Annotated in this window: 21 protein-coding genes and 1 pseudogene; 6 read left to right on the top strand and 16 right to left on the bottom strand. The window is 72.2% G+C overall.

All coding sequences use genetic code 11. The features are described from left to right. The first annotated feature begins 68 nt into the window (after positions 1 to 68). Positions 69 to 566: a VOC family protein gene (locus HT134_RS34215; RefSeq protein WP_312888657.1), complete on the top strand. Its 498-nt coding sequence runs from the start codon at positions 69 to 71 to the stop codon at positions 564 to 566. A gap of 3 nt (positions 567 to 569) precedes the next feature. Here the strand turns inward: HT134_RS34215 and HT134_RS47870 are convergent, their stop codons facing one another. The 5 genes from HT134_RS47870 to HT134_RS34190 form a co-directional block, all read right to left on the bottom strand. Beyond that, positions 570 to 1,880 carry an adenylate/guanylate cyclase domain-containing protein gene (locus HT134_RS47870; protein ID WP_175604624.1) on the bottom strand — a complete coding sequence of 437 codons (1,311 nt, stop codon included), beginning with the start codon at positions 1,878 to 1,880 and terminating at the stop codon, positions 570 to 572. A gap of 50 nt (positions 1,881 to 1,930) precedes the next feature. Further along, entirely contained in the window at positions 1,931 to 2,356 is a 426-nt protein-coding gene (locus tag HT134_RS34205; protein ID WP_175604623.1) for a TIGR03668 family PPOX class F420-dependent oxidoreductase, read from the bottom strand. Further along, positions 2,356 to 2,748 carry a MarR family winged helix-turn-helix transcriptional regulator gene (locus tag HT134_RS34200; protein ID WP_175604622.1) on the bottom strand — a complete coding sequence of 131 codons (393 nt, stop codon included), beginning with the start codon at positions 2,746 to 2,748 and terminating at the stop codon, positions 2,356 to 2,358. Before HT134_RS34200 ends, HT134_RS34205 begins: the two co-directional genes overlap by 1 nt. Positions 2,749 to 2,881: 133 nt before the next feature. Continuing rightward, a complete protein-coding gene (locus HT134_RS47865; protein WP_175604621.1) occupies positions 2,882 to 3,178 on the bottom strand; it encodes a WD40 repeat domain-containing protein in 297 nt (98 codons plus the stop codon). Positions 3,179 to 3,248: 70 nt separating this feature from the next. Next, positions 3,249 to 4,139 (bottom strand): alpha/beta fold hydrolase, encoded by an 891-nt coding sequence (locus HT134_RS34190; RefSeq protein ID WP_175604620.1) that lies wholly within the window; start codon positions 4,137 to 4,139, stop codon positions 3,249 to 3,251. A gap of 140 nt (positions 4,140 to 4,279) precedes the next feature. Here HT134_RS34190 and HT134_RS34185 point away from each other — a divergent pair, with 140 nt between their 5' ends. Both HT134_RS34185 and HT134_RS34180 read left to right on the top strand, forming a co-directional pair. Beyond that, a complete protein-coding gene (locus HT134_RS34185; protein WP_175604619.1) occupies positions 4,280 to 4,636 on the top strand; it encodes a winged helix-turn-helix transcriptional regulator in 357 nt (118 codons plus the stop codon). 159 nt (positions 4,637 to 4,795) lie between these two features. Next, complete coding sequence (locus HT134_RS34180; protein WP_175604618.1) at positions 4,796 to 5,542, top strand: phosphotransferase family protein; 747 nt, start codon at positions 4,796 to 4,798, stop codon at positions 5,540 to 5,542. A gap of 78 nt (positions 5,543 to 5,620) precedes the next feature. On the opposite strand, the pseudogene HT134_RS48200 reads toward HT134_RS34180, so the two are convergent. The 8 genes and pseudogenes from HT134_RS48200 to HT134_RS34145 form a co-directional block, all read right to left on the bottom strand. After that, positions 5,621 to 5,777: pseudogene (locus tag HT134_RS48200) on the bottom strand (IS5/IS1182 family transposase); the annotation flags it as partial. A gap of 275 nt (positions 5,778 to 6,052) precedes the next feature. After that, positions 6,053 to 7,060, bottom strand: a complete 1,008-nt coding sequence (locus HT134_RS34175) for a sugar phosphate isomerase/epimerase family protein (RefSeq protein WP_175604617.1) — start codon at positions 7,058 to 7,060, stop codon at positions 6,053 to 6,055. Continuing rightward, a complete protein-coding gene (locus tag HT134_RS34170; protein WP_217708717.1) occupies positions 7,057 to 8,283 on the bottom strand; it encodes a Gfo/Idh/MocA family protein in 1,227 nt (408 codons plus the stop codon). Before HT134_RS34170 ends, HT134_RS34175 begins: the two co-directional genes overlap by 4 nt. 11 nt (positions 8,284 to 8,294) lie before the next feature. Then, on the bottom strand, positions 8,295 to 9,356 hold the full coding sequence (locus HT134_RS34165; RefSeq protein WP_175604616.1) for a substrate-binding domain-containing protein: 1,062 nt from the start codon (positions 9,354 to 9,356) through the stop codon (positions 8,295 to 8,297). Continuing rightward, a complete protein-coding gene (locus HT134_RS34160; protein ID WP_246366113.1) occupies positions 9,353 to 10,348 on the bottom strand; it encodes an ABC transporter permease in 996 nt (331 codons plus the stop codon). Before HT134_RS34160 ends, HT134_RS34165 begins: the two co-directional genes overlap by 4 nt. Before the next feature lie 34 nt (positions 10,349 to 10,382). Continuing rightward, a complete protein-coding gene (locus tag HT134_RS34155; RefSeq protein WP_175604614.1) occupies positions 10,383 to 11,924 on the bottom strand; it encodes a sugar ABC transporter ATP-binding protein in 1,542 nt (513 codons plus the stop codon). A gap of 14 nt (positions 11,925 to 11,938) precedes the next feature. Further along, positions 11,939 to 13,096 carry an ROK family transcriptional regulator gene (locus HT134_RS34150; protein ID WP_175604613.1) on the bottom strand — a complete coding sequence of 386 codons (1,158 nt, stop codon included), beginning with the start codon at positions 13,094 to 13,096 and terminating at the stop codon, positions 11,939 to 11,941. A 154-nt stretch (positions 13,097 to 13,250) separates the two neighbouring features. After that, positions 13,251 to 14,123, bottom strand: a complete 873-nt coding sequence (locus tag HT134_RS34145; protein ID WP_175604612.1) for an SDR family oxidoreductase — start codon at positions 14,121 to 14,123, stop codon at positions 13,251 to 13,253. A gap of 181 nt (positions 14,124 to 14,304) precedes the next feature. Between HT134_RS34145 and HT134_RS34140 the strand changes: the two genes are divergently transcribed. Beyond that, complete coding sequence (locus HT134_RS34140; RefSeq protein ID WP_175604611.1) at positions 14,305 to 15,363, top strand: NAD(P)H-dependent amine dehydrogenase family protein; 1,059 nt, start codon at positions 14,305 to 14,307, stop codon at positions 15,361 to 15,363. 36 nt (positions 15,364 to 15,399) lie between these two features. On the opposite strand, the gene HT134_RS34135 is transcribed toward HT134_RS34140, so the two are convergent. Beyond that, positions 15,400 to 16,467 carry an MBL fold metallo-hydrolase gene (locus HT134_RS34135; protein ID WP_175604610.1) on the bottom strand — a complete coding sequence of 356 codons (1,068 nt, stop codon included), beginning with the start codon at positions 16,465 to 16,467 and terminating at the stop codon, positions 15,400 to 15,402. A gap of 45 nt (positions 16,468 to 16,512) precedes the next feature. On the opposite strand from HT134_RS34135, the gene HT134_RS34130 reads away from it, so the two are divergent. Beyond that, a complete protein-coding gene (locus HT134_RS34130) occupies positions 16,513 to 17,364 on the top strand; it encodes a glutathione S-transferase family protein (RefSeq protein ID WP_175604609.1) in 852 nt (283 codons plus the stop codon). Positions 17,365 to 17,373: 9 nt separating this feature from the next. Here the strand turns inward: HT134_RS34130 and HT134_RS34125 are convergent, their stop codons facing one another. After that, the gene (locus tag HT134_RS34125; RefSeq protein ID WP_246366137.1) at positions 17,374 to 18,657 is read right to left on the bottom strand and encodes an MFS transporter; all 1,284 of its coding nucleotides are present in this window, start codon (positions 18,655 to 18,657) and stop codon (positions 17,374 to 17,376) included. Positions 18,658 to 18,659: 2 nt separating this feature from the next. Then, the gene (locus tag HT134_RS34120; RefSeq protein ID WP_312888656.1) at positions 18,660 to 19,262 is read right to left on the bottom strand and encodes a winged helix-turn-helix domain-containing protein; all 603 of its coding nucleotides are present in this window, start codon (positions 19,260 to 19,262) and stop codon (positions 18,660 to 18,662) included. A 97-nt stretch (positions 19,263 to 19,359) separates the two neighbouring features. Here HT134_RS34120 and HT134_RS34115 point away from each other — a divergent pair, with 97 nt between their 5' ends. Further along, positions 19,360 to 20,031 carry a B3/B4 domain-containing protein gene (locus HT134_RS34115; RefSeq protein WP_175604606.1) on the top strand — a complete coding sequence of 224 codons (672 nt, stop codon included), beginning with the start codon at positions 19,360 to 19,362 and terminating at the stop codon, positions 20,029 to 20,031. Positions 20,032 to 20,191: the final 160 nt, after the last annotated feature.

Raw genomic sequence — 20,191 nt, 5'->3', positions numbered from 1 at the left:
CCGCCAGGCGCCCCCTCCACGCACGGCCCGCCCATCGGCGCATGCGGATCCGCGTTTAACCCCCGGCCGTGCGCGCAGAGAACCTGTCGGCGGATGCGGAGACGATCATCGGTGGAGGCGTTCGAGTGGACGACCAGGACAGCAGGCTCAGGCTGTGTCAGGTGGTGCTGGACTGCACCGACGCCAGGGCGTTGGCGGAGTTCTACCGGTCTCTGCTGGGCCTGGTCTACCGGCCCGGTGACGAGCCGCCCGAGCCGGGAGTCGACGACGAGCGGGGCCGCGACTGGCTGGTGCTGCGCACCCCGGGCGGCGCTCCGCAACTCGCCTTCCAGCAGGTCGAGGAGCTGCCGGAAGCGACATGGCCGAAGGGGCCGGTCCCCCAGCAGTCGCACCTGGACCTCACGGTGACGTCGGTCGAGGACCTGCGGACCCAGCATGAACGCGTCCTGGGCCTCGGCGGCCGGCTGCTGCTGGACCGCGTCGACGACCCCGAGGAGCCTTTGCGCGTGTACGCCGACCCGGCCGGACACCCTTTCTGCATCTTCGTGTCCGGACGCACCGCTTAGCCGTCAGCCCACCCAGTACGTCATCTCGACCCCCGACACCGCGCTCCGCACCGCCTCGAACCCCGCCAGGTCGTCGTGGTCGCCCAGGGCATGGCGCACGGCCTCGCTCAGGTGGACGCGGCCGGGCGTGCCGAGGTCCTGTGCCATCTTCGAGGCGAGGTTGACCGGGGCACCGGCGACGTCCCAGCCGCCGCCGGGCGTGCGGCCGGCCAGCACCGGCCCGGCGGCCACCCCGATCCGGCCCACGATCTCCCGCGCGGCCAGCCCCGCGCGCATCTCCAGCGCGAAGCGCACGGCCGGGGCGGGCTCGTCGAACAGGTAGATGCCCAGCGGCCCGGCGACCTTGATCTCGACGGCTCCCTCGGGCGGCAGGAGGCTCACGCCCACGTCGCGCATCGCCGCCGACAGCGACAGCCCTCTCAGCAGCTCCACCTCGGGCGTGTCGGCCGGCGCGGCGCTCCGCTCGACCAGGACGACGGTGCGCTCGCGCAGGTGCTCGGCGGCCAGCCGCCCGGCCAGTTCGGCGTCGCCGGGGCGGGCGTCGAGCAGCAGCAGGTCGGCGTAGAAGGCGCCGGAGTAGGGGATCGGGTAGTGCTCCTCGCCGGTGACCCCCGACTCGCCCGGCCATCCCTCGGCCGCCCACGCCGGGCCGAGCCCCGCGATGTCGAGGCGGGGACCGTCGAGCACCTGGTGGACGGGCCCGACCAGGCCGCCGACGCCGTCCTTGGGCCGCAGCGCGAAGGGGTGCCCCTGAGGCAGCCGGTCCACCACGGCCTGCGTCACCGCGATCTCCCCGCCCTCGGTGTCGTTCTCGGCGAACTCCTCGACCGCGTCGGCCTCCGCCCCGTACAGCCCGCCCGACAGCTCGTAGAAGGACCCGAGGTGGGCGCCGATCCCGATGCGGACCTCGCAGTGGCGCCGGATCTCGTCCTGTGCCGTCAGCAGGGCGGACAGCAGCGTGGACGCCGGCACCGTCTCCGGATGGAACAGCTGCGCGTTGTCGGCCGCCCACACCCCCACCGCGCGCCCGCCCGCGGCCCTGGCGCACGCGTGCAGGATCCGCTTCGGCCGGTCGATGAGCGCCAGCACCTCCAGCAGCCCGAGCCGCTGGCTGAGCCGGGTGAGCCCTGCGGAGTCGGACACCACGGAGTATCCGCGCGTCTCGTGACGGCTCAGCAGGCGGCGCGCCTCGCCATCGGTGCGGTCGGAGGCGCGCCACTGCTCGACGAGGAACAGCGGCAGGCCGGCGGCGACGTCGCGCCGGGTGTCGAAGCCGCCCGGGGTGAACGGGCCGGCGGGGGGTTCGTGAGCCACTCCGCCACTTTACCTCACCCAGGGTGATCGTTCGCATGCGCTTGGTGACGTCACGAGGCTCGCCAGCCGGACCACCGCGTCACGTCCACGAGCACGACGGGCCCGGCGGGTCGCCTACCTCGGTACTGCTCGTACTTCTCCACCAGCGCGTCCACCGCCTCGCCGCCCGCCTCGCCGCCCGTGGCGGCGTCCGGGCCGAGGACGCGGGCCGTGCCGTCGGCGCGCACCCACCACAGCCGCGTCCAGTCGTCGTCGTAGTGGTCGGCGAGGAGCGCGACCCGGGGGTTCGCCCGGATGTTGCGCAGCCGCTTCAGGTCGGTGGTCGACTTGGGCTTGTGATCGACCGCGATGACGATCCGGTCTCCGGCCAGGGCGAACGTGACGGGCACCAGGTGGGGCGCCCCTCCGGCGTCCACGGTGGCCAGGCGGGCGACGCGCTGCCCGCCGAACAGCCGGCACGCCTGGTCGGCGTCCATCAGCTCGTCGCGCCGTCCGGCGGGCCCGGGGAGAGCCCGGCGAAGGAGGCCCGTACGGTGTCGGCGATCCGGCGCTGGATCGGGTCCGCGTCCGGCCCGAACAGCCGCTCCTCCACGTCTTCAACGACCTTCATCGCCTCCCGCATCAGCCGCGCGCCCTCGGGTGTGAGCTCCAGCGTCGACGCCGACCCGGCCCTCGCCTTGCCGTCCCGTACGAGCCCGGCCCCCGCCAGCCCCTTGACCCCCGTGTGCACGCTCTGCACGGTGATGCCCGACATGCGCGCCAGATCGCTGAACGACGCCTTGGGCACCCCGGCGATGTGCGCCAGCGTGAGCAGCACGATGGAGGGACTGGTCGCCGGCGGATCCGGACGGACGCTCTCGGTGGTCACTCCCCCAGTCTCCCGCAGCGCGCCACTCTCGCCGGAGGCGGCCGACGGGGTACGCGGGCCGAGGTGTCACCCTCGCGACGGGGGCGCCGAGGAGCGCCCGTCGAGGGCGGGGATCTCCACACGTGCTCCGGGTTCACGGTTCGGCGTCCAGACTCCAGAGGACGACCGACTCGTCGACGGCGCCGGTGGCGAGCACGTCGCCGGTGGGGGAGAACGCGGCGGCGCTGATCTGGGACTGATGTCCGCCCAGCGTGGCCACCCGGACGGGTCTGCGTGGCTCGGAGACGTCCCAGAGCAGCGCCGCGTACTCGTGGCTTCCGGTGAGCAGGAGACGGCCATCGGGGCTGAAGGCGGTGGTGTAGGCGGCGCTGTCGTGGCCGAGCGGGGTGCGGCCGGTGAGCCGGACGAGTTGCTCCGGCTCACCGGTCACGCGTGCACGTACTGACCCGTCATGCCGGAGCCCCCGTGGCGGAGGCTGTGACAGTGGGCGGGGGCCTCGATCAGACCTCTTTCTTCAGGAACCGCAGGACGAGGGCGTTGTAGGCGTCGGGCTTCTCGGCGGGGACGATGTGGCCGGCGCCCTCGACGAAGGCGGTCTCCGAACCGTCGGACAGGCTCGCGCCGATGGCGGCCAGGGCCTCCTCGTCCAGGGAGACGCTCTGGTCCGCGGTGCCGTGCAGGTAGAGCGTGGGCTGGGTGGGCAGCGCGCCCCACAGCGCCATGTGGGCGGCCTCCCATTCGGGGGTGCCCATCACCTTCGGGCCGAAGTTCATCCGGTAGAGGTCCAGTGCGGCCCTCAGGCGGGCCGGTTCGCCCAGGGCCTTGCGCGTCGCCTCGAAGTCCTCGGTGGCGTCGTAGCCGGGTGCGGTCCACTTGTCCTGCATGACCTGCCGCAGCCAGGCCATGTCGTCGGCGGCGATGACCGTCTCGGCGATGTCCATCTGGAAGAACCAGAAGTGGTTGAGCCGCTCGATGCCCTCGTAGGTGCCGGCGTAGCGGGCGAAGTACCACAGCGGCGGGACGTCGCTCACGACCACCCTCGACCAGCGCTCGGGTGCGGTGGCGGCGGCGGCCCAGGCGGTGGCGGCGCCCCAGTCGTGGCCGATCAGGACGGCGTCGCTCCCGCCGCCCAGCGCCTGGTGCAGGGCGTTGGCGTCGGCGACCAGGTCCGCCAGCAGCATGCTGCCGTCGGCCGGCAGGGCCGAGGGGGCGAAGCCCCGGATGTTCGGGGCGACGGCCCGGTAGCCGGCCGCGGCCAGCGCCGGGATCAGGTGCCGGTAGGTCGCCTCGCCGGATTCGGGAAAGCCGTGGAGCAACAGCGCCAGCGGCCCTTCACCCTGCTCGACGTAGGCGATCCGGACACCGTTGACGGTCACGGAACCGTGCTGCATCGCGTGCTCTCCTTGCAGGTCAGTGGCCTCGGAGTCGCTCTCCGGGCCGAGCACGCACGATCCTCACAGCTTGCTAACCAACCAACAAGTACCTACTATTTTGTCAGGTACTAACCTTTTTTTCAGTAAGCCGGTGCGCGATGAAGAAGACGAGCTACTCGTGCGGCCTCGACGCGGCCGTCGACGTGGTCGGCGGCAAGTGGAAGGCGCTGATCCTGTGGGCGCTGCATCACGAGCCGGTGCGGTTCGGCGAGCTGCGCCGTCAGGTCCCGGGCATCAGCGAGAAGATGCTGATCCTGCAACTGCGCGAGATGGAGCGTTGCGGGCTCGTCCATCGCGAGGTCTACCGGCAGGTGCCGCCCAAGGTGGAGTACTCGCTCACCGAGTTCGGCCAGTCGTTGAACACCGCGCTGATCCCGCTCGGCGAGTGGGGAGAGAAGCACATGCAGACCATCGAGGCCGTCCAAGGCACCGACGCCGCGTCGGGCGCCGCCTGACCGACCCGCCGCTGAAGGTTCGCGCGCCGCGCGCCGACCACGAGACGAGCCGTTGGGTTGAGCGCACGAGGCCGCTTGGGGGCGGGACGCGGTCAGCCGCGCCATCGCACCCGACAAACCCGGCGACGTCGACGGCCATCCTCGGGATACTGATCCCCCATGGATGAGGTCCAGATGATCGTCGCCCATTCCGAGCGCGCGACCCTGCGCGTCGGCGACGTGTTCCTGAAGGTGGACGCCGATCAGGCGCGCATCGACGCCGAGGTCGAGGCGATGGCCATGGCGCCGGTCCCGACCCCGAAGATTTTGTGGCACCAGCCGCCGGTGCTCGCGATCGCCGCGGTCCCGGGGACGGCGCTCGGCCGCCTCGGCGAGCCGTCGACCGCGTCCCCGGCGGCATGGGCCGCGGCGGGCGCCGCCGTCCGGAGGTTGCACGACGCACCGTCGCCGTCCCGGACCGGCCGGGCCGGCCGCGGCCTTGAGGAGTTGGCGGCGGAGCTCGACGGCGAGTGCGAGTGGCTCGTGACGAACGGCGTCCTGCCCGCCGACCTGGTCACCCGCAACCGCCAGGTGGCCGAGGCCGCGCTCCGGCCGTGGACGCCGGTGTTCACGCACGGCGATCTGCAGATCGCTCACGTGTTCGCCGACGGCGACGGGATCACGGGCATCATCGACTGGTCCGAGGCGGGCCAAGGTGATGCCCTGTTCGACCTCGCCACCTTGACGCTCGGACACGAGGAGCGCCTCGGCGACGTCGTCGCCGGCTATGGCACGGACGTCGACCTCGACGTGATCCGCGCGTGGTGGTCGTTGCGAAGCCTGCTGGTGGTTCGCTGGCTGGTCGAGCACGGCTTCGACCCGTTCGCGCCGGGGTGTGAGGTCGATGTGCTGAGATCCCGGCTATGAGGGTGGGGGTCATGAGGGCTTCGTGGATGCCGTCGCGAACCTCCCGGCGGGTGCGCGGGTCGGCGGAGGCCATCCGGGACGCTTTTCCAGGCCGGAGCCGTACGGGGTGCCACGGCGGGCGATGACCGGTGTGACCCCTGCGGCCCAGCCCGTCCGGCAGTCCTTGTCATGGTCGTGGCCCCGATCGGCGTTCATCGCCTATCAGCGGCATAAGCGAGGTGACATCGTTGCGGTTGCTTCTGAGGGGCGTGCAGCGGGGTGCTCAGCAAATTTCTCCGGTCAGGACTCCCCCTGACGTCTCCGGCCCGGGCCGGGGTGCGCGAGGGGCGGGAGCCCCTCGCCCCCGGGGCGGAGCCCCGCGGCAAGAACGCCCGAGCGTCAGCGAGGACCATGCCCTTGAGGGGGTCGAAGGGGGCGGGAGCCCCCTGGGGGGCACGCCCGAGCGCGAGTTCGCGCGCAGCGCGCCCCCGTGAGGGCCTTGCCTTTCAAGCCCTGCACGTGCCCGGAGCGTCAGGTGGTGGAGAAGGCGGCGTCGAACGAGGTCGCCGGCGGGGTGATGGAGTTGAGCCGGCGGATGTAGCCGAGCGCCTCCTTGGCCCCGTCCAGGCGGTCCATGCCCGCGTCCTCCCACTCGATCGAGATGGGCCCGGAGTAGCCGATCGCGTTGAGCGCCCGGAAGCAGTCCTCCCACGGCACGTCGCCGCGGCCCGTCGAGACGAAGTCCCAGCCGCGCCGCAGGTCCGCCCACGGCAGGTGCGAGGACAGGCGGCCGCGGCGGCCGTCGCCGACCCGGACGCGGGTGTCCTTGCAGTCCACGTGGTAGATGCGGTCGGCGAAGTCGAGGATGAACGCCACCGGGTCGAGGTCCTGCCAGACCATGTGGGACGGGTCCCAGTTGAGGCCGAACGCGGGACGGTGGCCGATGGCCTGCAGGGTGCGCTGCGTCGTCACGTAGTCGTAGGCGATCTCGCTGGGGTGGATCTCGTGCGCGAACCGTACGCCGACCTCGTCGAAGACGTCGAGGATGGGGTTCCAGCGGTCGGCGAAGTCCTGGTAGCCCGCGTCGATCATGGAGGCGGGCACCGGCGGGAACATGGCGACCGTGTGCCAGATCGACGAGCCGGTGAAGCCGACGACGGTGTCGACGCCGAGCAGGGCGGCGGCGCGCGCGGTGTTCTTCATGTCCTCGGCCGCCGCCTGCCGCACCGACTCGGGGTCGCCGGAGCCCCAGACGCGGGCGGGCAGGATGGCCTTGTGCCGCTCGTCGATGGGGTGGTCGCAGACGGCCTGGCCGACGAGGTGGTTGGAGATGGTCCACACCTTGAGGCCGTGCTTGTCGAGCTGGGCGCGTTTCTGCTCCACGTACGACGCGTCGGACACCGCCTGGGCGACGTCGAAGTGGTCGCCCGAGCAGGCGATCTCCAGGCCGTCGTAGCCCCATTCGGCGGCGAGCCGGCACACCTCCTCGAACGGCAGGTCCGCCCACTGGCCCGTGAACAACGTGACCGGTCTCATCATGCGTCCTCTCCGAGTCCTGCGTTCTCTCCGAGTCCTGCGTTCTCTGCGAGTCCTGCGTGCTCTCCCAGTGATGCGTCCTCCACGGCCGTGTAGCGGCTGGCGTCGGCCGCGCTCCGCTCGACCGCGGCGAGGACCCGCTGCACCCGCAGGCCGTCGGCGAACGACGGGGCGGGGTCGCGGTCCTCGGCGATCGCCTCCAGGAAGTCCTTGATCTCGTGGGTGAAGGTGTGCTCGTAGCCGAGCCCGTGGCCGGGCGGCCACCAGGCCCCGGCGTACGGGTGCCCGGGCTCGGTGACGAGGATCCGGGTGAAGCCGGAGTCGCCCTCGCTGACCCAGAGCTCGTTCATGGCCTCGAAGTCGAAGGCGAGGCTGCCGAGCGAGCCGTTGAGCTCGATGCGCAGCGCGTTCTTGCGGCCGGTGGCGAAGCGGGTGGCCTCGAACGAGGCGAGCGCGCCGCCGGAGAGCCGGCCGATGAACAGGGCGGCGTCGTCCACGGTGACCGTCCCGGTGGCGGAGCTCCCGGTGGCGGCCAGGCCGGCCGACTCCTCGGCCAGGGGACGCTCCTTCACGAACGTCTCCGTGAGCGCCGAGACGCCGACCACGCGCTGCCCGGTGACGTACTCGGCGGTGTCGATGATGTGCGCGCCGATGTCGCCGAGCGCGCCGGAGCCGGCCTTGTCCTTCCGCAGCCGCCACACCAGCGGGAAGTGCGGGTCCACGATCCAGTCCTGCAGGTACTGCGCCCGCACGTGCCGGATCTCGCCGAGCCGGCCCTCCTCCACGTACCGCCGGGCCAGGGCGATGGCCGGCACCCGGCGGTAGTTGAAGGCGACCATGTTCCTGCCGGGCGCCGAGGCCGCGGCGCGGACCATGGCCTCGGCCTCGGCGACGGTGTTGGCCAGCGGCTTCTCGCAGATGACGTGCTTGCCCGCCTCCAGCGCGGCGATGGCGATCTCGGCGTGGGAGTCGCCGGGCGTGCAGATGTCGACGATCTGCACGTCGTCGCGCTCGACGAGCTTCCTCCAGTCGGTCTCGACGTCGGCCCAGCCGAGCCGGGCCGCGGCGGCGGAGGCGCGCTCCCTCGACCTGCCCGCGAGCACCGCCATGCGCGGCGCGAGCGGCAGGTCGAAGAAGGCCCCCACGCTCCGCCATGCCTGGGAGTGGACGCGGCCCATGAAGGCGTGGCCGACCATGCCCACGCCGATGCCGATCTTTTCTGACATGCAGCCCCCGATCAGGACTCGAAGCCGAGTGGCAGGTACTTCTCGACGTTCTCCTTGGTAATGGTCTCCGACGCGAGCGTGATGGACTGCGGAACTTGGTTCTCCACGAGGTCACTCATGCCCTTCCCCTGGGCGATGAGCCGGGCGAGTTTGATCGCCGAGGAGGCCATCGTGGGGCTGTACGTGACCGTCGCCTCCAGCACGGACGAGCCGGACTGGATCTCCTTCATGGCGTTGAGCGAGCCGGCGCCCCCGACCATGAAGAACTCCTTGCGGCCCGCCTCCTTGATGGCGGCGAGCACGCCGATGCCCTGGTCGTCGTCGTGGTTCCACAGGGCGTCGATCTTCTTGTGCGCCTGGAGCAGGCTGGTCGCCACCTGGTTGCCGGTCTCCACGGTGAACTTGGCGTCCTGCTTGGCGGTCACGCTGAAGCCGTACGTCTTGAGCGCGTCGGCGAACCCCTTGCTGCGGTCCTGGGTCAGCGGGAGGGTGGCGATGCCCTGGATCTCCACGATGACCGGGTTCGTGACGCCCTTGTCCTTGAGTTTCTTGCCGATGTAGTGGCCGGCGGCGACGCCCATGCCGTAGTTGTCGCCGCCGATCCAGGTGCGGTAGGCCAGCTTGTCGGGGAAGACGCGGTCGAGGTTGACGACCGGGATGCCGGCCTGGGTGGCCTGGAGGGCGACCTGGTTGAGCTGCTGGCCGTCGTTGGGCAGGATCACCAGCGCCGCGACCTTGGCCGCGACGAGCGACTCGACGGCGGAGATCTGCTGGTTGATGTCGTTGGTGGGCTCGACGGGCTTGAAGTCGATGTCGGGGTACTGCTTGGCGGCGGCCTCGGCGTTCTTGGCGATGGCGGCGATCCAGCCGTGGTCGGCGGCGGGGGCGGAGAAGCCGATGGTGACTTTGGTGCCGGGCTGGTCGTTGCCGCCGGCCGACGGGGCGGGAGCGGGCGCGGCGCCGGCGGAGGGGGCGGCCGACGGCTCGTTGCTGGTGCAGCCGGCGGCCGCTAACAGGGCGGCTCCGCCGAGTCCGCCGACGAGGAATCCGCGGCGCGCGACTTTGTCGGTCATGGTGTTCTCTCCTTCAGGTTCCGCCGCTGGAGCAGGACGGCGACGACGATGATCAGGCCCTTGGCGATGAGCTGGTCGCTGGTGTTGAGGCCGTTGAGGATGAACAGGTTGGTGATGATGGTGAAGATCAGCAGGCCGAGGATGGAGCCCACGATCGTGCCGCGCCCGCCGGTCAGCAGCGTCCCGCCGATGATGACGGCCGCGATGGCGTCCAGCTCGTACAGGTCGCCGTGCGTGGAGGAGCCGGTGGTGGTGCGGGCCATGATGAGGATCGCGGCGATGCCGCAGCACAGGCCGGACAGCGCGTACAGGAGCATGGTGTGCCGCCGCACGTCGATGCCGGCCAGCCGGGCCGCCTCGGGGTTGCCGCCCACCGCGTACGTCCGGCGCCCGAACGTGGTGCGGTTGAGCAGGACCCAGCCGAGGACGACGACGAGGGCGAAGACGTAGACGAGCAGCGGGACGCCGAGCACCCGGGTGGTGGCGAGGTCCACGATGGCCTGGTTGTCCGGCCGGACGAGCTGGGTCCTGCGGTCGGACATGCGCTGGGCGAGGCCGCGCGCGGCGACGAGCATGGCGAGCGTGGCGATGAACGGCACCAGCCGCCCGTACGCGACGAGCAGCCCGCTGACCAGCCCGGCGCCCGTGCCGACGAGGATCGCGCAGATCGCCATGACGACCGGCCCGAACTCCTGCGTGGCCACGGTCGTCGCCCAGACCGAGGCCAGCGCCATGACGGCGCCCACGGACAGGTCGATGCCGCCGCCGATGATGACGAACGTGGCGCCGACGGTGATGACGCCGATCGTGGCGGCCAGCGACAGGATGCTGACCAGGTTGTCGGCGGTGGCGAAGGCGGCGGGCCGGGTGACCAGGCCGACGCCCACGAGCAGCGCGAGCGCCACGAACAGGCCCAGGTGCCGCAGTTCGAAGGAGCGGGGGGCGGCCGTCGTCACGGGGGCCTCGGCGACCGTTCTTCCTGCTTCGGCCATCAGGCGACCCTCCTCTTCATGACCGCTTCCGTCATCAGGCGGCCCTCCCATTCATGATCATGTCGAGGACGCGGTGCTCGTCGAGGTCACGGGCGTCGCCCTGGTGGATGACGGTCCCCTCGCGCAGCACGAGGACCCGGTCGGCCAGGCCGAGCACCTCGGGCACCTCGCTGGAGACGAGCAGCACGCCGATGCCGTCCTCGGCCAGGCGGCGGATGACGGTGTACAGCTCGGCGCGGGCGCCCACGTCCACGCCGCGGGTCGGCTCGTCGAGCAGCAGCAGCCGGCGCCCGCCGAGCAGCCAGCGGGCGAGCACGGCCTTCTGCTGGTTGCCGCCGGACAGCGTCTTGACCGGGCGCTCGGGGTCGCGGGGGCGGATGTCGAGCGCCTCGGCCAGCCGGGTGGCCTCGGCGCGCTCGCGGGCCCGGTCCAGCCAGCCGAGCCTGGCGAAGCCGGATAACCCGCCCAGCGTGATGTTGGCGGTGACGCTCTGGTCGAGCAGCAGCGCCTGGGCCTTGCGCTCCTCGGGGGCCAGGCCCATGCCGAGCCGTACGGACTCGACGACGCCGCCGCGGCGCAGCGCCCGCAGGGGGCCGTCCCGCCGTACGGACTGGAGCAGGCCGGCGCGGCGGACCTGACGGCCGCCCACCAGCACCTGGCCGGTGGCGCGGCGCGCGCCGTAGACCGCCTCCAGGATCTCCGAGCGGCCGGAGCCGACCAGGCCGGCCAGCCCGACGATCTCGCCCGCGCGCACCGAGAACGACACGCCCGCGAAGGCGCCGGGGGCGGACAGGCCCTCCACCCGCAGCACCTCCTCGCCGGGCGGCCGGGAGGCGCGCGGCGGGAAGACGTACTCGACGTCGCGGCCGGTCATCAGGGAGACGATCTCGGAGGTGGGCGTGTCGCGGGCGGGCAGGCCGACCGCGATGGTGCGGCCGTCCTTGAGGACGGTGACGCGGTCGCCGATCTCGCGGATCTCCTCCATCCGGTGGGAGATGTAGACGACGGCGACGCCGCGGGCGGTGAGGTCGCGGATGATCCGGAACAGGTTGGCGACCTCGTCGTGGGCGAGCGCGGCGGACGGCTCGTCCATGACGATGAGGCGGGCCTCGCGCGAGAGGGCGCGGGCCATGGACACGATCTGCTTGGCGGCCGGGGGGAGCCGCCCGACCTCGGCGGAGGGCCGGATCTCGGGGTGGCCGAGCCGGGCCAGCACCTCGCCGGCCGCCCGGTTGGCGGCGCGCCGGTCGGTGAAGCCGAGCCGGGCGTGCTCGTGGCCGAGGAAGATGTTGTCGGCCACGGTGAGCCCGTCGACGAGGTCGAGCTCCTGGTAGATGGTGGCGATGCCGAGCCGGATGGCGTCCACGGGGCTCGCGGGCGCGGCCGGGACGCCGTTCAGCTCGATCGTGCCCTCGTCGGGCCGGTGGGCCCCGGCGAGGACCTTGATCAGGGTGGACTTTCCGGCGCCGTTCTGTCCGAGCAGGCAGTGGACCTCGCCGGCCCGCACGTCCAGGTCCACGCCGTCGAGCGCGCGTACGCCCGGGAACTGCTTGACGATTCCCCTCATGACCAGCATCGGGGTCTCTCCTGTCAGGCGTTGACGATCTTGTTGATGTTGTCGGGTGACAGGTAGTGCTCGATCGCCAGGAGCCCGGCGCCGAGAGCGGCGGCGTCCTCCCCGGTACGGCTCGGCACGATCGACAGGTGGTGGGTGGCCAGCGGCAGCGACCTGCGGTAGATCGTCTCCCTGATCCCGGCGAGCAGGTGCTCGTGGACCCGGGACAGGACGCCGCCGACGACGATGACCTCGGGGTTGAAGAAGTTGACCAGCCCGGCCAGCACCTCGCCGATGTGCCGGCCGGCCTCCCTGACCAGGCGCAGCGCCAGCGTGTCGCCCGCCTGGACGAGCGCGACCACGTCGGCGCCGGTCGCGGCGGGCACGCCGAGCTCGGTGAGGCGGCGGGCGAGCGCCGCGCCTCCGGCCACGGCCTCCAGGCAGGCGCTGTTGCCGCAGCGGCAGCCCGCGTCGTCGTGGCCGGACACCCGGATGTGGCCGATGTCGCCCGCCGACCCCTGCGCGCCGCGGTGCAGCCGTCCCTCGGCCACGATGCCGCAGCCGATGCCGGTGCCGACCTTGACGAACAGCAGGTGGCCGGTGCCGGGGAAGGCGTTGCGGTGCTCCCCCAGCGCCATGACGTTGACGTCGTTGTCGACGAGGACGACGCAGTCCTCGAAGTGCTCGGGGATGGGGTAGTCGTTCCAGCCGGGCATGATCGGCGGGTTGTTCGGCCGGCCGGTGGCGAACTCGACCGGCCCCGGCACCCCCATGCCCAGCGCCCGCAGCGCCGACCTCGGCCGCCCGGCCTCGGCGAGCAGCCGGTCGAGACGGGTGTCGACGTGGGCGAGGACGGCCTCGGGGCCCTCGGTGACGAGGAGCGGGTCCTCGCACTCGGCGAGCACCTCGCCCGAGATGTCCATCAGCGCGACCCGGCAGTGGGTGGCGCCCACGTCCACGCCCGCGAAGGCGTGGCCGTCGGTGTGCAGCCGGAGCTGGCGGGGCGGCCGGCCGCCGGTGGACTCGCCGCTCTCGCTCTCCTCGACGAGGCCGCTCTCGATGAGGGCGTCGACGCGCTGGGAGATCGTGGAACGGGCGAGGCCGGTGAGCCGGGCCAGGTCGGATCGGGTCGTCGCGGAGCCCGCGCTGATGAGGGTCAGCACGTCCCCGGGCGAGCCCGGAGCGGGGGTCATGCCGCGACCTTAAGAGCGGCAGCCGTACGAATCAAGACCGAATTTCGGCTTAAGTCGGATATCTTCCGCCGATCATCGAACAAAGGGTGTCCGCACACAACGAAAGGGACCCCTCCGCGCGGAGGGGTCCCTGACAGGAAGACTCAGCGAGCCGTCAGAGCATCGCCTTCATGGAGTCGGCGGCCGTCAGGACGTACGGCTGCTCGGCCATGATCGCCCCCCAGTTGTCCGCGACCGCCTCCGGCGAGATGTCGTCGGAACGCCAGCCCGGCCCCTCGGCCACCATGACCCGCGCCACCTTGCCGCCCCCGACCGTGAACACCTCGCCGCTGACCTCGCACGAGTCGTGGACGAGGTAGGCGACGAGGGCACTGACCCGCTCGGGCGTGAACTTGGCCTCGAACTCGGCCGGCAGCAGCGACTCGGTCATGCGCGTCCAGGCGACCGGGGCGATGGCGTTGGCCTTGATGCCGTTGCGCGCGCCCTCGATGCCGATCGTCCTGGTCAGCCCGACCAGGCCCATCTTGGCGGTCGAGTAGTTGGCCTGGCCGAAGTTGCCGAACAGGCCGGCGGGGCTGGAGGTGTTGACGACGCGGCCGTAGCCGGCCTCCTTCATGTACGGGTACGCCGCGCGGGAGACGAGGTAGGAGCCCCGGACGTGGACGGCGAGGACCGCGTCGAACTCCTCGACCGTCATCTTGCCGAACGAGCGGTCGCGCAGGATGCCCGCGTTGTTGACGACGATGTCGATCTTGCCGAAGGTGTCGACCGCGGCCTGGACGATGGCCTGCGCGCCCTCCGGGGTGGCGACGTTGTCGGCGTTGGCGACGGCCTGGCCGCCGTTCTTGGTGATGAGCTCCACCACCTCGGCGGCGGGACCGGCGGAGGCGCCCGTGCCGTCGAGCGCGCCGCCGAGGTCGTTGACGACCACCTTGGCGCCCCGCTCGGCCAGCAGGAGCGCGTGCGACCTGCCGAGGCCGTGCCCGGCCCCCGTGACGATCGCCACCCTGTCATCGAACCGAAGCATCGAACCTCCAGCGCAGGAGAACAAACTTCTAGTACGAGTACGATAACCCGCGTCCCCGCGCGCGCAACCGTGACTGATCGTCGCGGATAGTGATCGGCCACGTGTTTTTCTGCTAGAGTTGCGGGCTCCCAAGGCGAGGGTCTGCCTCGCCATTCCCTCCATCGGGCCTGGGAGGCCGGACATGCCGGTGAACGCGCCCATCCGCGTGGTCCAGTGGGCCACCGGTTCCATCGGCCGCTACGCGTTACGCAGCGTGCTCAGCAGGCCGGGACTCCAACTGGCGGGCGTCCTGGTGTACGACCCGGATAAGACAGGCAAGGACGCGGGCGAGCTCGTCGGGATGCCGCCCACGGGCGTGACGTGCACCGACGACGTCGACCGGATCCTCGCCCTGGAGGCCGACTGCGTGCTCCACATGCCGCTGCCGGCGTTCTCCTTCGGCGCCGGCCAGACCTCCGACGTCGAGACCATCTGCGCCCTGCTCGCCTCGGGCAAGAACGTCATCACCACCACGGGCTTCGTCTACCCCAAGGCGTACGGGCCGGGCGTCGTCGGACGCGTCGAGGCGGCCTGCGCCGCCGGGGACACCACCCTGCACGGCACCGGCATCAACCCGGGCTTCATGAGCGACTTCCTGCCGCTGGCGCTGACCGGGCTGTCCGACCGGGTCGACCACATCTACGTGCGCGAGTCGTCCGACTTCCGCGGCCATCCGTCGCGGCAGGTCGTCGTGGACCTCGTCGGGTTCACCCGTTCGGCCAAGGACTACACGGCCGCCGTGCGGCCGTACCGGATGTTCCAGCGCTCGCTCTTCGCCGAGAGCGTGCAGCTCGTCGCCGACGCGCTGGACGTGCGGCTGGACGAGGTCGAGGAGAGCGACGACTTCGAGCTGGCGACGCGCGAGTTCGAGATCGCGGCCGGCACGGTCCGGGAGGGCACGGTGTGCGCCTCGCGCTGGGTCTTCTCGGGGCTGGTGCGGGGCAGGCCGTTCATGACGATCGAGGTGGTCTACAAGGCCGACGCGGCGCGGGTGCCGCGCTGGCCCGACCCGGGGTTCGTGCTGCACATCGAGGGGGTTCCGCACATGACGCTGTCGGTGGACGAGGTCTCCCACGGCCCGGCCGCCGCCGCGGCGCACGCCATCAACGCCATCCCGGCGGTCTGCGCCGCTCCCCCGGGCATCCGCACCCTGCTCGACCTGCCGTTCGCCACCGGCCGAGGCAGGGTCCGGCTGCGCTGACGGCGATCGCCGGGGGCCCGGCCGCGCGGACCGCGCTCACGGGACGGCCGGGTGCCAGCGGTCCGGCTCGCCGGGCACGCAGGCGACGCGGCCCCGCTCGGCCAGCCAGACCAGGTGCGCCAGCGTCTCGTTCGTGGCGGCCCGGCGGGCGAACGCCTGGAACGTCTCCCACGGCCGCGACCAGGTGAGCCGGGTGGCCACCTCCCAGCAGGTGAGCCCGCCGGTCGCGGCCCCGACGACCCGCTCGACCTCCGCCAGCCGCTCCTCGTGGTGCGCCGTCACGTGGTCCACCCGCCCGGTCAGGTCGCGGAAGCGGTACTCGTGGGCGGGCAGCACCTCCTCCACCTCCAGCTTGCGCACGGCGGCCAGCGAGTCGAGGTAGTCGGCCAGCGGGTTCGGCCGCGACTGGGGGTGGACGGCGACGATCGGCGTGATCTTGGCGAGCACGTGGTCGCCGGAGAAGAGCAGCTTGCGCGACGGCGAGACGAAGCACAGGTGGCCGGGCGAGTGACCGGGCGTCCACAGCGCCCGCAGGTCCCATCCGGGCAGGTCCAGCCGGTCGCCGTCCTCGATGAGCCGGTCCGGGCGCACGGCCGACACCAGGTGCCTGATCGACATGGACGCCCCGGCCAGCTCGTCCACGGTCTCGCCGGGCACGCCCGACCGGCCCAGCATCTCGCGCTCGCGGCGCACGAGGGAGTCCACGACGTCGTCGTCGTAGCGCTCGCGGATGAGGGCGGCGTCGGCGGGGTGCAGCCCGATCCACGCCCCGGACGCCTCCCTGACCCGCCCGGCCAGCCCGTAGTGGTCGGGATGGATGTGCGTGACGAGCACGGCCCGCACGTCCGTGATCCCGTAGCCGGCCACGCCGAGGCCGGCGACCAGCGCGTCGTACGCCTCGCCGGTGTTCCACCCGGCGTCCACGATCGCCACGCCGCCGGGCAGCTCCAGGACGTAGACCAGCACGTACCGCAGGGGATTGACCGGGATCGGCACCGGCACGGACCACAGTCCCGGCCCGACCCGCTCGACCTCCGGGAGCGCGCCCTGCCGCCACGCGTCGTACTGGGCCGGGCTGGAGGGATTCACCACGAACTTCGCCATGGGTCCGATTGTCCAGCCATTGCCGAACCATGTTCTACTGGGGGCATGAAGCCGGCACGCGAGACCACCGGCGACGGGCGCTTCGCCCGCCAGCCGAACCGTTTCACCGAGCGCCTCGGGCCGCCCGAGCCCGGAAGGTACCGGCTCTACGCCTCCTACGCCTGCCCGTGGGCGCAGCGGGTGCTCATCGTGCGCCGCCTGCTCGGCCTGGAGGACCTGCTCGACGTGACGATCGTCGACCCGATCCGCGACGAGAAGGGCTGGCGGGTGCCGGGCGGCGACCCCGAGTACCTGTCGGAGCTCTACCTCGCCAGCGACCCCGGCTACCAGGGCCGTTACACCGTCCCCGTGATCTGGGACGCCGCCGAGGGCCGCATCGTCACCAACGACTTCCCGCGGATCACGCTCGACCTGGAGACGTCCTGGTCCACCACCCCGGACCTGTATCCGGAGCGGCTGCGGCCGGAGATCGACGCGCTGAACGAGTGGCTCTACCACGGTCTCAACAACGCGGTCTACGAGGCGGGGTTCGCCAAGTCGCAGGCCGCCTACGAGGAGGCCGTGACGCGGGTCTTCGCCACGCTGGACGAGCTGGAGGAACGGCTCGCGGCGGGCTCGCCGTACCTGTTCGGCGACGAGCTGACGGAGAGCGACGTGCGGGCGTACACGACGCTGGCCCGCTTCGACGCCGTCTACCACGGCCACTTCAAGTGCTCGGTGCGGCGCCTCGTCGACTATCCGGCGCTGTGGGCGTACGCCCGCAGGCTGTACGCCATCCCGGCCTTCGGCGAGACGACCGACTTCGACCACATCAAGCGCCACTATTACATGACACATCCCGACATCAACCCCAGCCGGATCGTCCCGGTCGGCCCCGCGATCGACTGGAGCCTGTGACGCCTCCGGTCAGGCCGGGGCGGCGCGCTCCGGCTCGGCCACCGCGGCCCCGCCCGGCCTGAGCGCGGGCAGCCGGGCGAACAGCAGCGCCGAGGCGGCCATCAGCCCGGCGGCCAGCCCCCAGGCGACGCCCGTCCCGGCCGCGGTCGCCAGCACGCCGAGTCCCAGGTTCGACATCGCGCCACCGGTCTGGAGGGCCAGGGAGCTGGTGGAGCCGACCGTGGTGCGCTCCGCCGCGGTCACCGCGCGGTGGGTCATCTCCAGGCACAGTACGCCCGTGACGGCGAGGCCCGCGTACATGGCGACGTACGCCGCGCCCGCCGCGGCCAGCCCGGCGGGACCGCCCGTCTCGGCGGTGGCGGCCAGCGCGCCGAGCGACAGCGCGGCGAGCACGACGCCGAGGGCCGCCCCGCGCGCCGGTCCCCGCGCCAGGCGGGCCGCCCGGGGGGCGAGCGCGCTGCCGGCCGAGCTGCCCGCGAAGCCGAGGGCCGACACCAGCGCGTACGCCGTGCTGCCGAGCTCCGCCGTACCGGCCAGCCGGGCCAGGCGGCCGGGCGTCAGCAGCTCGACGGCGGTCAGCGCCACGCCCGTCACCAGGGAGTACACCGTCAGGCGGCGCAGCAACCCGTGGCCGGTCGCCAGCCGCAGCCCGCTCAGCACGGTCGCGGGCACGGCGCGCAGCGTCTCGCCCAGCGACGCCCGCCGGTGTGACGGCTCGGGCAGCGCGAGCAGCACCACCCCGAGCAGCACCGCCGCCGCCACCGCCCCGAGCAGCGGAGGCACCGCCAGCGGCTCCACCGTGCCCGGCGGCACGACGAGCGGCACGAACCCGCCCGCCAGCACGCCGAGACAGAGCGCGGCCGACTCCGTCGCGCTGCCCCGCGACAGCCCCGGCCGCAGGTCGGCGTCACGCCCCTCCACGTCGTGCAGCGTGTCGACGTACCAGGCGGTGGCGGGGCCGCTGGACAGCGCCCGCGCCACGCCCTTGAGCACCCCGGTCAGCACGAACATCCAGAACGTCGTGGACACCGCCATCAGCGCCAGCGACACGGCCGTGAAGCCGGCCGACACGGCCAGCACCACGCGGCGGCCCACCACGTCGGCCAGCCCGCCGGTGGGCAGCTCCAGGGAGAGGGTGACGACGGAGAAGACGGTGAAGGCCGTGCCGATCTCCGCCAGGCCCAGGCCGCGCTCGGCCATGAGCAGGACCATCGTGGGGATCATGAGGCCGCTCGGCAGCCAGGTCAGGAAGCCGACGACCAGGTAGCGGCGTAACGCCGAGCGGGCGGTCATGATCACGTGTCCTCCTCGGTGTCGCTGGCCTCGGTGTCGCTGGCCTCGCTGTCGCGGCTCTCGCGGGGGAAGGCGGCGGCCCAGAGCTGCACGTGGCGGGCCTCCGGGTGGCCGGCGTAGCGGGTGATCAGCTCGCGCACCAGCTCGCCCACCCGCTCGGCGAACTCGCGCACCCCCGCCGGGGGAAGCTCGGCCAGGTAGTCGCTCATGCCCGCCACGGACAGCCAGTCCGGGTCCGGGGACTGCTCGAACGCCCGCATCTCGCGCGCCAGCATCTCCACCTGGCGCGCCTGGATGATGCGGACCGCCTCCCAGCCCTCCGGCGTGGCGGCCATGCGGACGTTGTCCCAGGAGGTGTAGAGGTGGCGGGAGCGCCAGCGGCGCTCCCTGGCGTCGTGCCGGTCGGGGTCCTCCTCGATGAAGCCGTATTTGGCCAGGACGCGCAGGTGGTAGCTGGTCGACCCGGAGCTCTCCCCGACCACGCGGCCGAGCTCGCTGGCCGTCGCCGGGCCCTCGGCGCGCAGCAGGCCGAGCAGCCGCACCCGCAGCGGGTGGGCCACCACCTTCAGCACCCGCGGGTCATTGATCTCGTAGCTGTGCTCCACACTCCCGACCGTAAACCGCAAAGGGAATTTTGCAAAGTGTTTTTTGCGATCCGGCTCGGTCAATGGAGTGGTCTGAGAGTTCAATACACTGGGCTGCATGCTCGACGACATCACCGTGGACGCATCCGTCCTCGCGCTGCGCCCCGACTTCGCCGCCCTGGTCATGACCGCCCACGGGCTGCGCAACGGCCCCACGGACGACCGGTCGCGCGGCTGGCTGAGCGCCGCCTCCGACCTGCTGTCCGCCGAGGGCGAGGAGGAGCGCGAGGCGCGGGCCGCCAAGATCGAGGCGTGGCGCGACGCCTACCGTTCGTTCGGGGCCAAGCCGTCCCGCACCCGCCCGTCGGTCGACGCGCTCACCCGCCGCCTGCCGCTGCCCGAGATCAACCAGGCCGTCGACGCGTACAACTCGATCAGCGTGAAGCACGCGCTGCCCATCGGCGGCGAGGACCTCGACCGCTACGCCGGGCCGGCGCGGCTGGTCCGCGCGGCCGGCGACGAGGCGTCGGAGGAGGCGCTCGGCACCCCCGACGCCGGCGAGGTGATCTGGCGCGACGACACGGGCGTCACCTGCCGCCGGTGGAACTGGCGCCAGGTCGCCCGCACGCGGCTCACCGAGGAGACGGTCAACGCGCTGTTCATCCTGGAGCGGCTGGAGCCGATGACACTGGAGGAGCTGAAGGTCGCCGGCGAGGAGCTGGCCGAACTGCTCTCGGAGCTGTCTCCGGGGGTCCGCGTCGCCAGCCGGTTGCTGTCCGGCGGGAAATAAACCTCTTCCCCTAAGGTTGATACCAAACGGTGATATTTCCCGTATCACCACCGTTGACTAGGGGTGCGTGACCCTGGTCGACGGTTCGGGAAGGATCCGGCGGGGCGGCGCGCCGACCCGCGCGCGCGTAGCCGGACGGGACGAGTAACCTTGGACAGGT

The sequence above is a fragment of the Nonomuraea rhodomycinica genome, assembly GCF_013363995.1.
Classification (GTDB): Bacteria; Actinomycetota; Actinomycetes; order Streptosporangiales; family Streptosporangiaceae; genus Nonomuraea; species Nonomuraea rhodomycinica.
Note: the sequence above shows the minus strand (reverse complement) of the source record. Positions and strands in the feature narration are given on the sequence as shown.

Bases quoted from the DNA above. Each gene is read 5' to 3' on its own strand.
- HT134_RS34205 (WP_175604623.1), bottom strand. From the start codon at position 2,356: ATGGACGCCGACCAGGCGTGCCGGCTGTTCGGCGGGCAGCGCGTCGCC.
- HT134_RS34135 (WP_175604610.1), bottom strand. From the start codon at position 16,467: ATGGCGAAGTTCGTGGTGAATCCCTCCAGCCCGGCCCAGTACGACGCG.
- HT134_RS34130 (WP_175604609.1), top strand. From the start codon at position 16,513: ATGAAGCCGGCACGCGAGACCACCGGCGACGGGCGCTTCGCCCGCCAG.
- HT134_RS34175 (WP_175604617.1), bottom strand. From the start codon at position 7,060: ATGATGAGACCGGTCACGTTGTTCACGGGCCAGTGGGCGGACCTGCCG.
- HT134_RS34180 (WP_175604618.1), top strand. From the start codon at position 4,796: ATGGATGAGGTCCAGATGATCGTCGCCCATTCCGAGCGCGCGACCCTG.
- HT134_RS34115 (WP_175604606.1), top strand. From the start codon at position 19,360: ATGCTCGACGACATCACCGTGGACGCATCCGTCCTCGCGCTGCGCCCC.
- HT134_RS34140 (WP_175604611.1), top strand. From the start codon at position 14,305: ATGCCGGTGAACGCGCCCATCCGCGTGGTCCAGTGGGCCACCGGTTCC.
- HT134_RS34145 (WP_175604612.1), bottom strand. From the start codon at position 14,123: ATGCTTCGGTTCGATGACAGGGTGGCGATCGTCACGGGGGCCGGGCAC.
- HT134_RS34125 (WP_246366137.1), bottom strand. From the start codon at position 18,657: ATGACCGCCCGCTCGGCGTTACGCCGCTACCTGGTCGTCGGCTTCCTG.
- HT134_RS34160 (WP_246366113.1), bottom strand. From the start codon at position 10,348: ATGGCCGAAGCAGGAAGAACGGTCGCCGAGGCCCCCGTGACGACGGCC.
- HT134_RS34185 (WP_175604619.1), top strand. From the start codon at position 4,280: ATGAAGAAGACGAGCTACTCGTGCGGCCTCGACGCGGCCGTCGACGTG.
- HT134_RS34170 (WP_217708717.1), bottom strand. From the start codon at position 8,283: ATGTCAGAAAAGATCGGCATCGGCGTGGGCATGGTCGGCCACGCCTTC.
- HT134_RS34190 (WP_175604620.1), bottom strand. From the start codon at position 4,139: ATGCAGCACGGTTCCGTGACCGTCAACGGTGTCCGGATCGCCTACGTC.
- HT134_RS34155 (WP_175604614.1), bottom strand. From the start codon at position 11,924: ATGCTGGTCATGAGGGGAATCGTCAAGCAGTTCCCGGGCGTACGCGCG.
- HT134_RS34150 (WP_175604613.1), bottom strand. From the start codon at position 13,096: ATGACCCCCGCTCCGGGCTCGCCCGGGGACGTGCTGACCCTCATCAGC.
- HT134_RS34165 (WP_175604616.1), bottom strand. From the start codon at position 9,356: ATGACCGACAAAGTCGCGCGCCGCGGATTCCTCGTCGGCGGACTCGGC.